The following is a 13,892-nucleotide window of genomic DNA, read 5'->3' as shown; positions in this document are numbered from 1 at the left end:
CACCCGGTGTTTCGGCTGTGTAGCGCATGTCTTCTAGGGTGGACCCATGACTGCGGACCCCACCCTCGATCCCTCCCAGGCCACTGATTTCGTCGCCGCGCTGGCTCGTTCGGCGCGCGCGGCACAGCGTGAGGTCGCTGGGGCGACCCGTGAGGTCAAGGACGCCGCCCTGGCCGCGATGGCTCTGGCCCTGCTCGAGCAGGAGCCTGCGATCCTGGCGGCCAACGCCGTCGACCTGGAGCGTGCGCGCCAGGAGGGGATGAAGGAAGGACTGGTCGACCGCCTGACCCTGACCACGGAGCGTGTCGGGGGCATCGCATCCGCCCTCCACGAGGTGGCGAGCCTGCCAGACCCGGTTGGCCAGGTGATCGATGGCCAGACCCTGCCCAACGGGCTGCGGGTGCGTCGCCTGCGCGTGCCGCTGGGCGTCGTCGGCGTCATTTACGAGGCCCGCCCCAATGTCACTGTGGACGTCGCGGCCCTGGCACTGAAGTCCGGCAACGCCGTCCTGCTGCGCGGTGGGCACGCGGCCGAGCACACCAACGCGGCGATCGTGGCGACCCTGCGCGGTGCGCTGGAGTCAGCCGGTCTTCCGCCGGAGCTGGTGGCCACGGTGGACCCGGCCGGGCGCGCCGGGGCCAGCGCGCTCATGCAGGCGCGCGGGCTCGTCGACGTCCTGGTTCCGCGAGGCGGGGCAGGGCTCATCAAGGCCGTGGTGGAGTTCTCCTCGGTGCCGGTGATCGAGACAGGCTCAGGAAACTGCCACGTCTACGTCGACGCCTCGGCGGTGCTAGAGGACGCGGTGGCGATCATCGTCAACGCCAAGACACAGCGCGTGGGCGTGTGTAACGCCGCTGAGACGCTCCTCGTCCACCGCCAGGTGGCGCCTACCTACCTGCCTCAGGCGGCCCGTGCGCTGTGGCAGCGTGGCGTGGTCCTGCACGCCGACGACGCCACGCGCGAGATCCTTGAGCAGGAGGCCGTGGCGGCCGGTGCGAGCCAGCTGCTCGTGGCGGCGAGCCAGGAGGACTGGGAGACCGAGTACGGCAGCCTGGACCTGGCTGTGCGGGTGGTTGACGACGTCGATGCGGCCACCGAGCACATCCGCCGCTACTCCACCGGACACACCGAGGCTGTTCTCGCCCAGGACCTGGCGGTGGTGCGCCGCTTTACCGCCGGCGTGGACAGCGCCGTCGTCATGGTCAACGCCTCCACTCGCTTTACTGACGGGGGCCAGCTGGGCCTGGGAGCAGAGCTGGGGATCTCCACCCAGAAGCTGCACGCGCGAGGCCCGATGGGTCTGGCGGCCCTGACCACCACCCAGTGGCTGGTCGAGGGAGAGGGGCATGTGCGCCCCTGAGGGCGCTTCGTGGCAGGATGGGGCCATCCGCGCGTCCGGCGCGGTGGGATCGAGCAGCACGGCAGGCCTGACGGACCTGGCTGAAGCGGGAGGAAGACACGTGGACCAGGGTTCCCGACCTCTGCGCATCGGCATCATGGGCGGCACCTTCGACCCGATCCACCACGGTCACCTCGTGGCGGCCTCTGAGGTCCAGAACGTCTTCGACCTGGACGAGGTCATCTTTGTGCCGACCTGGGCTCAGCCCTTCAAGCGGGACCGGCGGGTCTCGGCCGCCGAGCACCGCTACCTCATGACGGTGATCGCCACGGCCTCGAACAACCGCTTCACGGTCTCGCGGGTGGATATCGACCGGGGCGGGACCACCTACACGATCGATACCTTGCGGGACATTGCTGCCGAGTATCCTGGTGCTGAGCTGTTCTTCATCACCGGTGCAGACGCTCTGGCGCAGATCCTGACCTGGAAGGACAACCAGGAGATCTTGAACATGGCGCACCTGGTCGGTGTGACCCGTCCTGGTCACGTGCTCGCCGATCCTGGTCTGCCTGAGGACGGGGTCTCGCTGGTCGAGGTACCGGCGATGGCGATCTCCTCAACTGACTGCCGTAACCGCGTGGGGCGCGGGGCACCGGTGTGGTACCTCGTTCCTGACGGTGTGGTGCAGTACATCCGTAAGTACGGGCTCTATCGTGTGAGTCAGCAAGCAGGGCCGACGCCCTCCATGACAGCGCGCGTGGCGCGGTCGCAGTCTCTTCGGAAGGAGAACAACGGTGAGTGAGCACAGCGAGACTGGTCACCTGGATCAGGCGGACGGTGCCGCGCCGCGTCGCTCCCGGCGAGCGATCCGACAGGCAGAGCGACAGGCTGAGCGTGAGGCGCTGCTCACTGGCCAGCAGCCGCTGCTGACCCGACGCGAGCTCAAGCGCCTGCGTGAGGAGGCGGAGGCCCTGCGCGCAGCGGTTGCCGCCGGAGAGATCACCCTGGAGCAGGCCAAGGCGCTGCAGGACCCGCTGGCGGACCAGCCCAACGTCGACGTCCCCTCGCTGTCCGCCACCGGGACCCACGCCGCGGTCCCCGCTGAGCACCAGGCACCTGAGTCCGCGGCCTCACCGGAGCCTGTCGCTGCCGAGGCTGCCTGGACGACGTCGGGACCGGACACCGCTGAGAAGGAGGCTCTCGCCGAGGTCCCCACGGGCGTGCTTCCTGCTGCCGACCGGCCTGACGCGGTGCCGACCGCCGCGAGCCCTGCCGTGGCCGAGCCGGCCTCGGTTCCTGAGCGTCGATCGGTTCTGGACCGCGCAGCCCAGCCTGCGCAGGCGCCCGCTGCGGTTTCCTACGGCTACGGCGCGACGACGGCCACGCCCGCCCCTGCCCCGGCTACCAGTAGCGCCCCGGACGCCGCCGCGCAGCCTGCCCCGACCCCGTTCAGCCCGGCCGAGCCGGCTGCTCAGGAGACTGCGTCCGCTGCGGCTGAGCAGGCGGCTACGCCGTCGTCACCTGAGCCTGCGGCTCCGACGACGCCGACGCGCCGCCCCATCGTGCGTATCCCTGCCTCGGTGCAGGGAGTACGGACCGTGGACTCCTCCACCGGTGAGCTCAGTGCCGTGCAGGTGATGGGGGAGGGCCAGACCATCGAGACCCCGCAGTGGAAGGCGCTGCGTCAGGATGACGCCTCGCCCTCTCACACGCAGGATGCGCAGGCTCCCGCCGCGGCGCCGTCGCACCACTCCCACCGTGCTGCCGATGGTGCGCAGCACGCCTGGGCCCACGCGCCTGAGCCCGACTGGGCAGAGGTCCCCAGCGCCAGGGAGGCTGAGGACCAGGGACGGCAGGGGTTCCCGCTGACCCACCACCTCCTGATTGCGCTGCTCGTCCTTGTGGTCGTGCTGGTGGTGGGGACCCTCCTGTGGTTCTACCTCGGGCGCAACACGGGCACCAGCGCCGCGCCGGGGCTTGAGAATCTGCCATCGCTTGAGCAGCTCAAGCTGCTGCTGTCCTGACCGACTACCTGGCCACCGACCCCGACACGGAGAAGACACGTGCCTGCCACCCCCGAAGCAATCGAGCTGACGATCGCCGCCGCGCGTGCGGCCGCTGACCGGAAGGCTGAGGAGATCATTTCGATCGACGTCTCTGAGCGCCTGGCGCTGACGGACGTCTTCCTCGTGGTCTCCGCCGCCAACGACCGGCAGGTGCGTGCCGTCGTCGACGCCGTCGACGAGGCGATGATCAAGGCCGGAGCCAAGCGCAAGCTGCGCGAGGGCTTCGAGGAGGCGCACTGGGTGCTGGTCGACTACGGCGACGTCGTCGTCCACGTCCAGCAGACCGAGGATCGGGAGTTCTACGCCCTGGAGCGGCTGTGGAAGGACTGCCCGCTCGTGGAGCTGCCCGCTGACGTGCTGGCAGGCTCGGGCGCGGCTGAGGGCGGCGCGGCCGACTCAGTGCGGTGAGCGAGCTCATCCTGTGGCGCCACGGGCTGACGGACTACAACGTCGCCGGGCGCGTCCAGGGACAGGTTGATATCTGCCTCAACGAGACGGGGCTGGCGCAGGCGCGTGCTGCGGCGCCGGCCTTGGCAGGCTTGTCCCCGAGCCGGATCGTCTCCTCGCCGCTTGAGCGTGCCCAGTCGACGGCGGCCTGCCTCGCGGCGCTGACCGGTCTGCCGGTGGAGAGCGACGAGGCGCTGGTTGAGCGCAGCTTCGGTCAGTGGGAAGGGCTGGCTCGCCAGGAGATCCAGGCCAGGTGGCCTGACCAGTACGCCCGCTGGCGTGCGGGGGAGGACCCTGAAGGGCTGGACGTGGAGACGCGTGCGCACACAGCCCAGCGCGTGGGACGTGCGCTAGAACGCTTGGCTGGGCAGCAGAAGAAGGCTCAGAGTACTCAGGGGACCATCGGCGCGAGCACGGCTGAGGGCGCAGGCGCAGGAACGGGCGCGGGGCGCGGTCCCGTCGTCGTGGTGGCTCATGGGGCTGCGATCACTCTGGGCACCACGTACCTGCTGGGCCTGGACCCGGGAGGCTGGTTCGGGTTGCGGGGCCTGGACAACTGCCATCACGCGGTGCTGCGCTCTGGTTCTCGCACGCCTGGGTGGACCCTTGTGTGTTGGAACGCCGGTGGCGGGCAGACGGCCGGTGCTGGTGGTGCTGCTGGATCCGGCGAGCAGGGACAGGGGGCGATCGGGGCCTTCCTCGCGTGAGGGTGAGGTACCGCACGCGGTGCGGATTTGCTCCGTGGGGGCCTTTTTCCTTACAGTTATCCGCGTCGCCCGCGAGGGTGGACGCCCATCTCGGGGCTATGGCGCAGTTGGTAGCGCGCTTCCATGGCATGGAAGAGGTCGGGGGTTCGAATCCCCCTAGCTCCACGATCTGCTTGGAACGTCAGTTCTCAGCGGTCTCCCATCTTGGGGCTATGGCGCAGTTGGTAGCGCGCTTCCATGGCATGGAAGAGGTCGGGGGTTCGAATCCCCCTAGCTCCACGATCACCAAAGCCCAGGCTTGCGAGCCTGGGCTTTCGTCTTGCTGGCGTGCGTGTGGCTTCCGGGCGCATGGGGCCGTCGTGCCCGAGGCTGCTGCGCCTGCGGCTGCGGCTGTTGTGCCCACGGCTGTGCCTGTGCCTGCAGCTGGCAGACCAGGAGCGCAGGGGGCTCCTGTGGGGCGCTTTGGTGATTGGTACGTGCGTGGGCGATTGGTGCGTGCCCTGCGTGGCGGGTAGCGCACGTAGTCATCGAGAAGGCGCTGGCCCATCGGGCAATGGGATCTGAGGCCTGCGTGGCGACCTCAGACGTGGTGCTGGTACTGATCTGCGGAAGGGCATACCGATAGTTCCTCCCATGTGGGCGGCCTGGCTTATAAGGTAACCGTATGACTCAGATTCAGACTGCATCACAATCCGCATCTGGGCGCTTCGGTGGTGCCGAGACCGTGCCTGCCGGTGGGCGGGTTCTGGTGGTTGGTACCTCGGGCAGCATCGGCCAGCACGCCGTCCGGGCGGCGTGCTGGCCGCGGGACTGTGCACGCGCGCTCGTACGCGATGACTCCGAGGCTGGGATGTTCCCGGACGAGGTCGAGGTAATCGTCGCTGACACGTCCCGGCCTGAGACTCTCGGCAGGGCGGTTGACGGCGTCCACGGCGTCGTCTCGCGTGCCCAGATTGCTCAGGTCCTCGTTGCCAGCCTTCGTTCCACCGCGGCCACGGGCAAGACCCTGGAGCTGGTGGCGACGACGGGGCAGGCGACGAGGGACCTGGAGGCTTTGTTTGCTGCCCTGGAGGTGGACACCGGCCTTGAGGGAGTCCATGACCGTGACACCCTGCCACTGGCTAGCGAGCCCGAGGATGTTCGTCAGGCGCTGGAGGCGATGACCGGGGCGTTCATCGCCTGATCGCCGTCGATCACGGTGAGCAGGATCAGCACACCGTCGGAGACGAGCTACGAGATCGCGAGGGGCAGCGCATATGGCCCGCGCAGCCGAGAACCCGGCGTGCGGCCAAGGTTGCCCAGGTAACCTGGAGGGGCCAAGCGCGGCACAATCGCAGCCAGGAACTGAGGAGGAAGCCATGCGGCAGGTTGGATGCGGGATCGACATCGGAGGCTCTGGCGTCAAGGGCGCCCTGGTGGACCTGGGGACGGGGGAGTTCATCGGCGAGCGCGTGCGTATCCCGACCCCGATGCCGGCCACGCCTGAGGCCGTGGCCGGGGTGTGCCGCGAGATCATCGATGCGCTGGAGGTCGAGCCGGGCACGCCGGTAGGCGTCTCCTTCCCGGCCCCGATCATCCACGGCACGGTTCCGTTCATGGCCAACCTCGACCAGTCCTGGGTCGGGGTCAACGTCGATGTGCTCATGACCAAGACCCTCGACCGCCCCTGCCACACCCTCAACGACGCCGATGCGGCAGGACTGGCTGAGGTCGCCTTTGGTGCGGCCAAGGGGGTCAGTGGCACCGTGATCGTGACGACCCTGGGCACGGGGATCGGCTCGGCGGTCATCGTCGATGGCACCCTGGTTCCCAACGTCGAGCTCGGGCACCTGGAGATCGACGGGCACGACGCGGAGAAGCGTGCTTCCTCAGCCCAGAAGGAGCTGCAGGACCTGTCATGGAAGAAGTGGGCGAAGCGTCTGCAGCGCTACTACTCCCACGTGGAGATGCTCTTCTCCCCAGACCTGTTCGTTGTGGGCGGCGGCATCTCGAAGAAGCATGAGAAGTTCCTGCCGCTGCTGGACCTGCGCACCCCGATCGTGCCGGCGGCCCTGCTCAACACCGCCGGCATCGTCGGCGCCGCCTACGCCGCCTCGCGCCTGTCCTGAGGCGCGCCACGCACGCACGAGGGCCGACGACGTAGCTCACCTGCGTCGTCGGCCCTCGTGTGCTGGTGCTCAGGCCAGGCCCAGCTCCTTGACCTTGGTGGTGAGCTCAGCCTTGCTCGGCTCGACCAGGAAGGTGTCGTCGGAGAACTGGATGACCGGGATGTGCTTCTGGCCGCTGATATCAATGGCTGCCTGAACCGCGGACTCGTCCTTCTCCAGGTCGTGGTAGGTGAAGGGGACCTGAAGGTCCTCCAGCACCCGCTTGGCCATACGGCAGTCGCCGCACCACTGCGCGCCGTAGAACTCGATCGTCGACTCAGCCATAAGGATCTCCCTGGTCGGTGGTGTTGTCTGGTCAGGCGAGGAACACGGGGCGGGAACGCGTTATTCCGGGCGCCTGGGCCTCGGACGTGACGACGCCGCCGTCCTCGGGCTCAGTCGTTGAAGGTCTCGGTGTCGATGACGTAGCGGTAGCGGACCTGAGAGGCGGTGACCTTGTTGTAGGCCTCGGTGATGTCCTCACCACCGATCATCTCCACCACCGGGTGGATGCCGTGCTCGGCGCAGAAGTCCAGCATCTCCTGGGTCTCAGCGATCCCGCCGATGTTGGAGCCCGCCAGGATCTTGTTGCCGCCCACCAGGGCGCTGAGGCTGATGCTGGCCGGCACCTCGGGCAGACCGACGTCCACGAAGACGCCGTAGGGCTTGAGCGCCCGGATATAGGCCGTGTAGTCCAGGTCCGAGGCGCTGACCGTGCACAGGATGACGTCGAAGGTCGAGGCCAGGGCCTCCAGGGCACCCTCCTCGCTGGAGGCGTGGTAGTACGAGGCGCCCAGGCGCAGGCCGTCAGCCTCCTTGGAGCGCGAGTGGGAGATGACGTGCACCTCGGCGCCCATGGCGGCAGCGATCTGCACACCCATGTGCCCCAGTCCGCCCATGCCGAGCACGGCGACCTTCTTGCCCGGACCAGCGCCCCAGCGCTTGAGCGGGGAGTAGGTGGTGATACCGGCACACAGCAGGGGAGCGGAGGTCTCGAAGGGGATGGAGTCAGGGATGCGGCAGGCGAAGTCCTCACGCACCGTGAATCCCTGGGCGTAGCCGCCGGTGGTGGGGTTGCCCTGGGCATCGCGGCCGTAGGTGAAGTAGGCGTGAGGGTTGTTGCAGAACTGCTCCTCGCCGGCACGGCAGTACTCGCAGTCCTTGCAAGAGGCGAACATGCAGCCCACGCCCACCTTGTCTCCCACCTGGAACCTGGTGACGGCGCTGCCGACCTTGGTCACGACGCCGACCAGCTCATGGCCGGGTACCAGCGGGTAGGTGGCTGGTCCCCACTCGCCGCGGGCGGTGTGGATGTCCGAGTGGCAGATGCCGGCGTACTTGATCTCGAAGTAGATCTCGTTGTCCGCGGGCTCGCGCAGCTCGATGGTGGTGCGGTGGAAGATGCTGCGCTCGTCCTCGCAGGCGTAGGCATAGACCTGGGGCATGAGGGCTCCTTGAGACGGACGGTAGAGATCGTGAACAGAGCGTATGGCTTAGCTGAGCGCTGCGGCCAGGGCTAGCTGCAGTGAGTCCTGGAAGCGGGTCTCGCGCTCGGAGGCGTCCATGTCCGCGGAGTGGTCCAGCAGATGGTCGGAGATCGTGAGCACGGCCAGTGCCTGCTTGCCGAACTCGGCGGCCACGCCGTACAAGGCCGCCGCCTCCATCTCCACGCACAGTGTTCCGTAGTGGGCGAGCCTGTCCGTCTGGCCTTCAGGCGTGAAGTAGAAGTGGTCGCGGGAGATGATCGTGCCGGCGTGCAGGCGATCGCCCAGCCCGGCCTCGACCCCGGCCTGGTAGGCGGCCATGGCCAGGCGGAAGTCGGCGACGGCGGAGAAGCTGACCCCGGGGATGCGCAGCTGGTTCATAGCGGAGTCAGTGTGGGCCCCAGTGGCGATGACGACGTCGCCAACCTTGACGTCCTCGCCGATACCGCCGGCAGTGCCTACGCGGATGATGCGCTCGACGCCGAACTGGCTGAACAGCTCGGTGGCGTAGATGGAGAAGGAGGGCTGGCCCATGCCTGATCCCATGACGCTCAGCGGCTTGCCCTGGTAGGTCCCGGTGAAGCCAAGCATGCCTCGCACGTCATTGACCAGGCGGGGAGACTCCAGGACCGACTCGGCGATGCGCTGGGCGCGCCTGGGGTCGCCAGGCATGAGCACAGCGGGAGCGAAGTCGGTGGGCTCGGCGTTGATATGAGGAGTGGCCATGGTGTCTCCTTGTGGCGGTGCAGTGGGTCAGGGGCCGCGGCAGGGCTCAGGGAAGTGTGCCCCGGGTCTGCGACGGTCCCAGTCTCCCACAGGCGTGCAGCGCTCGAGCGAGCAGCGCCTGACGAGCTGCGTCGATGGAGGACGTGCGGTCGCACGGCCCGCGATTCCACTATGTGGGACAGTCTCTGCTCGGTCGCCGGTCGGCGTTAGCGTTCCTGAGTTCCCGCCCCGGGCACACCGTTGCCCGGCCTGTACGAGGACCGCAGGCATGGTCCTACGGCAGGATCCCCTCCTTCAGGAAGGTCAACCACCCATGTCCGCCACCTCCTCTTCTCCATCGCCGGTCGCCGGCGTCGAGCGTGAGCAGTGGAGCGGCCAGCTCGGCTTCCTCATGGCTGCCATCGGCTCAGCGGTGGGGCTCGGAAACATCTGGCGCTTCCCAGGCGTCGCCTACACCAACGGCGGCGGCGCCTTCATGGTTCCCTACATCGTGGCTCTCCTGGCGGCGGGTATCCCGATCCTCCTGCTCGACTACGCCACCGGCCACCGCTACCGGGGATCCTCACCCACCGCGCTGCGTCGCATCTCCAAGCGCTTTGAGTGGCTGGGCTGGTTCCACGTCATGATCTGCTTCGTCATCATGACCTACTACGCGGTCATCGTGGCCTGGTCGCTGCGCTACATGCTCTTCTCCCTCAACACGGCCTGGGGGAGTGACGCCGGCGGGTTCTTCAACTCCTACATCGGCCTGAGCGAGCTGCCCGACTCTGGTAGCCCCAGCTACTCCGCCCAGCCGGTCCTCGGCGTCGTCATCCCGCTGCTGCTCGTGTGGGTCTTTGGCCTGTTCACCATCGCTCGCGGCGTGAGCAGGGGGGTGGAGAAGGCGAACAAGATCTTCCTGCCGCTGCTGGTGGTCATGTTCATGGTGCTGGTGGTCCGCGCCCTGCTGCTGCCCGGCGCCACCGAGGGGCTCAACGAGCTGTTCACCCCCAACTGGTCGGCGCTGGGGGACCACCGCGTGTGGATGGCTGCCTTCGGCCAGATCTTCTTCTCCCTGTCCGTGGGCTTCGGCATCATGCTCACCTACGCCTCCTACCTGCGTCCGCGCTCCAACCTGGTGGGCACGGGACTGGTGGCGGCCTTCGCCAACTCCTCCTTCGAGCTGCTGGCCGGCATCGGCGTCTTCTCCACCCTGGGCTTCATGGCGCACTCCGAGGGCGTGGGCGTGGCCGATCTGGAGGGCATCTCAGGGGTTGCCCTGTCCTTCGTCACCTTCCCGACCGTCATCTCCGAGATGCCCGGCGGCCCGCTGTTCGGGGTCCTGTTCTTCGGCTCCTTCGCCATGGCGGGACTGACCTCCTTCATCTCGATCATTCAGCTGGTCAGCGCCGGCGTGGCTGAGAAGTTCGGCTGGCCCACCCTCAAGGCGACGCTCGTGACGGGCATCCCCTCCGCGGTGCTCTCCTTCGTCCTGTTCGGCACCTCCTCGGGCCTGTACGACCTCGACGTCGTGGACGCCTTCATCAACAACATCGGCGTGGTAGCCTCGGCCCTCATCGTCTGCGTGGGTCTGGGACTGGTCCTGCGCCGTCTCAAGGTCCTCCAGCGCCACCTCAACCTCGTCTCCGAGACCCGCCTGGTGCGCGGCTGGTGGCGTCTGCTGGTCGCCGTCGTCATCCCGGTGCTGCTCGGCGTCATGTTCGTCCAGACCGTGTGGTCCTACGCTACTGAGGGCTACGCCTACGCCCGCAGCTTCGAGGCGGTCTTCGGCTGGGGCATGCTCTTTGTGGTCGCGGTGGGCACGGTCGTGCTCACGGCTGTTCCCTGGCGTACTCCGGTGGACGACTTCACCCCGGCTGATTTGGACGTTCTTGAGGGGGTGAAGTGACATGCACGCACCCGCGATCATCCTCATGCTCATCGCCATCGTCGTCCTGTGGGGCGGTCTGGCCGTCTCGGTCACCGCGCTCCTGGTACGCGGCCAGCGCGAGGAGGACGAGGAGCGCGCGGCAGCCTTCGCCCGCGCCCACGCCCACCTGTGTGAAGGCGCTCCACAGTCCTGAGGACGCTGCCCACCTGCTGCTGAGCCCCTGGGCAACGCGCCGACACGGGCCCGCCACCGGTTTTCCTGGTGGCGGGCCCGTGCGTCACAATGCGGCCATGAGCGAGACGACGCCTGAGAGCACCGCCGCGGCCGTCGAGGCCGACGACGCCACGCAGCTGCCCGCCCTGGTCGCCTTCGACCTGGATGACACGCTGGCCCCCTCCAAGACCGCGATGCCGGAGCCGATGGCGGTGGCGCTGCGCCTGCTGCTGGACCAGGCCCAGGTCTGCATCATCTCCGGCGGCCAGATCAAGCAGTTCCGCGACCAGGTCCTGGCTCACCTGGGCGCCACGAGCGAGGAGCTTTCCCGCCTCCACCTCATGCCGACCTGCGGCACCCGCTACTACACCCACGCCCCGGCTGCTACCGGCGACACCGAGGACGACTGGACGCTGGTCTACTCCAACGACCTCAGCCCTGCCCAGATCGAGGAGGGCTTCGCCGTCGTTGAGCGTGAGGCCCGCCGCCTGGGGCTGTGGGAGGAGGAGACCTGGGGGCCGGTCCTGGAGGATCGCGGCAGCCAGATCACCTTCTCGGCACTGGGCCAGGAGGCCCCGATCGACGCCAAGCGCGCCTGGGACCCGACGGGGGAGAAGAAGGCGATGTTGCGCGACGCCGTCGCCCCCTACTTGTCCGAGCTGGAGGTGCGCTCAGGAGGCTCCACCAGCGTCGACATCACGCTCAAGGGTGTGGACAAGGCCTATGGCATGCGCCGGCTCACCGAGGTCACGGGGATCAGCCTGGATGACATGCTCTTCGTGGGCGACCGGCTCGACCCGGACGGCAACGACTACCCGGTCAAGGCCCTGGGCGTGGCCTGCCACGCCGTGGGTGGCTGGCAGGACACGGTCACCTTCGTCACCGAGCTGGCCGCTCGCCTGGCCGCCCAGCGCCTGAGCACGCAGGAGGCCTGAGGCTACGGTGACCTCCACGCTTCGCTCCGACGCCGAGCCCAGCTCCCAGCAGCCAGCCTCACAGTCGACCGGGGCCCACCAGGATCGCCGCGCCAGGGCCCGGGCAGCGGTGCACACGCTGACCCGTCCGCTGGCCAGGGCGCACCAGGCTCGACGGCGCTGGTGGTCCTCGCGCACGGTCGCCTTCCGCAAGGTCACGCGCACCCTCGTGCTGCTGGCGGTCACCGCCGTCCTCTCTGTGGCGATCGGCCTGGTCACGGCCAGTGCCAGCTCGCCGATCGGTCCCCACACGGCCCGGTGGTCCACCACCCTGGACTCCCAGATCACCCTGGACCTAGGCCCCTTGGGGCAGGCCTCGCTGGACTCACCGGCCGGAGTCATCGGCGTCGAGGTGGTCCTCGGCGAGATTCCCGCCGAGAGCACGAGCACCCAGGTCGACGCCTCGACGCTGGGCCAGACCCTGTCCACCGACGCCTCGTCCTACGTCTCACTCGTCTCTCACCCGGACCTCACGGTCAAGGCGGGACTGCGGGCCCTGCTGGCCGACGCCGTCCGCCGAGCCGGACTGGTGGCCTCCCTGGTCCTGTGCCTGGTGGCTGTGGGGCGCCTGGCGACCTCAGGACGCCTGCGGGACTCGCTGCTGGCCTCCATGCGCCACGGCATGGCCACGGGTCTGGCGGCCGTCACCGCCGTCGGCACGGTCCTGGCCCTGCTGGTACCTGCGCTGGGCACGCACACCTCGACCGGCACCACCCTGTCCGTCCTGGCGGGTACGCCGCTGGAGGGCGCGCGCCTGTCCGGGCGCCTGGCGGACGTTGTCCAGGCCTACGGGCCCAAGGTACGTGAGGTCATTGACGACAACGAGGCCTTCTACGCCAAGGCCGGTGCCAATATGACGGCGGCCTGGCAGGCCTCGCAGGAGGTCGACGGGCTGGTCGACGTCACGGTCGCTGACGCGGCCGTGGACACGCAGGCCTTGCGCGCCCAGGCTGACGCGCTGGTGGCCAAGCAGCTTGACGATCTGCCGAGCCCGCAGCCGGGTGCCTCCGAGCTCACCGGCGGGAAGGCGCAGGAGACTGCGACCGCGCAGGCGACCCAGGCACCCCTGGTCACCGGTGGTCTGGCCGTGCGTGAGCACGTCGCGACGACGGCGGTGCTGTCCACCGATCTGCACTGCAACCTCGACATGATCACCCTGGCCGGCCAGCTCGACCGTCTGGCCGGGGCACAGGTACACCTTGATGACGGTGACCTGACCATGACTGGCTCCAACCCCGAGCAGCTGTGCGTGGACGCGTTGACCTCGGCCGTCCCGCGCGGCGTGGCGCGTGTGGCCACAATCGGCAACCACGACTCTGACGAAACCGGGCAGCAGCTGCGCTCGCGCGGCTGGACGGTGACCGACGGCACGGTTCAGGAGGTCGGCGGGCTACGGGTGCTGGGCGACGTCGACGCCAACCGCACCCCTGCCGGCCGCAACTACCAGCGTGGGCAGGAGAACTCCGAGCAGATCGGCCAGCGCCTGGCCGAGGTGAGCTGTGAGCCGGGCAGCGACGTCGACCTGGTCCTCATCCACCAGCCCTACACCTTCTCGCCTCTCATCTCCTCCGGCTGCGCCCCGCTGCTGGTCGCCGGGCACTCCCACCAGGAGTACGGCATGAGTGTGTCCGAGGGCGCGCAGGGGCCGGTGGCCCAGCTGCGTGCCGGTGCGGGACTGGGCGGGACCTCGGTGGGCAAGCTCAAGTCCGACGCCTACCTGCATGTGCTCGCCTTCGATGAGGAGGGGCGCCTCCTGGGCTGGCGCGCGGTGACTATCCACACCGACGCCTCGGTGACGGTGGGCGCCTGGAATGAGGTTCCACCGGTGGGGACGAGCTGGCAGGGCGCGTCCCAAGCGGCCCTGGAGATCGTCTCCGGGGACTGAACCGTCACCTGGACCCTCCAGGCAGGTAGGGCAC

General features: G+C 68.6%; 14 protein-coding genes and 2 tRNA genes. 13 read left to right on the top strand and 3 right to left on the bottom strand.

What is annotated here, in order from left to right; genetic code table 11:
* The first annotated feature begins 46 nt into the window (after positions 1 to 46).
* The 9 genes from CYJ26_RS02095 to ppgK all read left to right on the top strand — a co-directional run bounded on the left by CYJ26_RS02095 (position 47) and on the right by ppgK (position 6,667).
* Positions 47 to 1,360, top strand: a complete 1,314-nt coding sequence (locus CYJ26_RS02095; RefSeq protein ID WP_101637843.1) for a glutamate-5-semialdehyde dehydrogenase — start codon at positions 47 to 49, stop codon at positions 1,358 to 1,360.
* 100 nt (positions 1,361 to 1,460) lie between these two features.
* Positions 1,461 to 2,141, top strand: coding sequence for a nicotinate-nucleotide adenylyltransferase (gene nadD, locus CYJ26_RS02090; protein WP_101637842.1), 681 nt, complete (start codon positions 1,461 to 1,463; stop codon positions 2,139 to 2,141).
* Positions 2,134 to 3,363: a hypothetical protein gene (locus tag CYJ26_RS02085; protein ID WP_101637841.1), complete on the top strand. Its 1,230-nt coding sequence runs from the start codon at positions 2,134 to 2,136 to the stop codon at positions 3,361 to 3,363. Before nadD ends, CYJ26_RS02085 begins: the two co-directional genes overlap by 8 nt.
* A gap of 39 nt (positions 3,364 to 3,402) precedes the next feature.
* Positions 3,403 to 3,813, top strand: coding sequence for a ribosome silencing factor (gene rsfS, locus CYJ26_RS02080; RefSeq protein WP_101637840.1), 411 nt, complete (start codon positions 3,403 to 3,405; stop codon positions 3,811 to 3,813).
* The gene (locus CYJ26_RS02075; protein ID WP_006549491.1) at positions 3,810 to 4,559 is read left to right on the top strand and encodes a histidine phosphatase family protein; all 750 of its coding nucleotides are present in this window, start codon (positions 3,810 to 3,812) and stop codon (positions 4,557 to 4,559) included. Before rsfS ends, CYJ26_RS02075 begins: the two co-directional genes overlap by 4 nt.
* Positions 4,560 to 4,651: 92 nt before the next feature.
* Positions 4,652 to 4,724: transfer RNA gene (locus CYJ26_RS02070), tRNA-Ala, on the top strand.
* A gap of 41 nt (positions 4,725 to 4,765) precedes the next feature.
* Positions 4,766 to 4,838 (top strand) — tRNA-Ala (locus CYJ26_RS02065).
* Positions 4,839 to 5,223: 385 nt separating this feature from the next.
* Complete coding sequence (locus CYJ26_RS02060) at positions 5,224 to 5,742, top strand: NAD(P)H-binding protein (RefSeq protein WP_145990747.1); 519 nt, start codon at positions 5,224 to 5,226, stop codon at positions 5,740 to 5,742.
* A 175-nt stretch (positions 5,743 to 5,917) separates the two neighbouring features.
* Entirely contained in the window at positions 5,918 to 6,667 is a 750-nt protein-coding gene (gene ppgK / locus CYJ26_RS02055; protein ID WP_006549494.1) for a polyphosphate--glucose phosphotransferase, read from the top strand.
* A 69-nt stretch (positions 6,668 to 6,736) separates the two neighbouring features.
* On the opposite strand, the gene CYJ26_RS02050 is transcribed toward ppgK, so the two are convergent.
* From CYJ26_RS02050 to deoD, 3 genes are all read right to left on the bottom strand, one after another.
* On the bottom strand, positions 6,737 to 6,991 hold the full coding sequence (locus CYJ26_RS02050) for a glutaredoxin domain-containing protein (RefSeq protein WP_034234724.1): 255 nt from the start codon (positions 6,989 to 6,991) through the stop codon (positions 6,737 to 6,739).
* Between the two features lie 110 nt (positions 6,992 to 7,101).
* Entirely contained in the window at positions 7,102 to 8,151 is a 1,050-nt protein-coding gene (locus CYJ26_RS02045) for an NAD(P)-dependent alcohol dehydrogenase (RefSeq protein ID WP_006549496.1), read from the bottom strand.
* A 48-nt stretch (positions 8,152 to 8,199) separates the two neighbouring features.
* Positions 8,200 to 8,916 carry a purine-nucleoside phosphorylase gene (gene deoD, locus CYJ26_RS02040; protein WP_024035863.1) on the bottom strand — a complete coding sequence of 239 codons (717 nt, stop codon included), beginning with the start codon at positions 8,914 to 8,916 and terminating at the stop codon, positions 8,200 to 8,202.
* Positions 8,917 to 9,229: 313 nt separating this feature from the next.
* On the opposite strand from deoD, the gene CYJ26_RS02035 reads away from it, so the two are divergent.
* The 4 genes from CYJ26_RS02035 (at position 9,230) to CYJ26_RS02020 (ending at position 13,858) form a co-directional block, all read left to right on the top strand.
* Positions 9,230 to 10,804, top strand: coding sequence for a sodium-dependent transporter (locus tag CYJ26_RS02035; RefSeq protein ID WP_006549498.1), 1,575 nt, complete (start codon positions 9,230 to 9,232; stop codon positions 10,802 to 10,804).
* Position 10,805: 1 nt separating this feature from the next.
* Complete coding sequence (locus tag CYJ26_RS02030) at positions 10,806 to 10,979, top strand: methionine/alanine import family NSS transporter small subunit (protein ID WP_006549499.1); 174 nt, start codon at positions 10,806 to 10,808, stop codon at positions 10,977 to 10,979.
* Positions 10,980 to 11,076: 97 nt separating this feature from the next.
* Positions 11,077 to 11,934: an HAD-IIB family hydrolase gene (locus tag CYJ26_RS02025; protein ID WP_006549500.1), complete on the top strand. Its 858-nt coding sequence runs from the start codon at positions 11,077 to 11,079 to the stop codon at positions 11,932 to 11,934.
* A gap of 7 nt (positions 11,935 to 11,941) precedes the next feature.
* Positions 11,942 to 13,858: a metallophosphoesterase family protein gene (locus CYJ26_RS02020; protein WP_006549501.1), complete on the top strand. Its 1,917-nt coding sequence runs from the start codon at positions 11,942 to 11,944 to the stop codon at positions 13,856 to 13,858.
* Positions 13,859 to 13,892 lie beyond the last annotated feature (34 nt).

The organism is Actinomyces urogenitalis, from assembly GCF_002861525.1.
GTDB lineage: Bacteria > Actinomycetota > Actinomycetes > Actinomycetales > Actinomycetaceae > Actinomyces > Actinomyces urogenitalis.
This window is presented reverse-complemented; position numbering and strand designations above follow the sequence as displayed.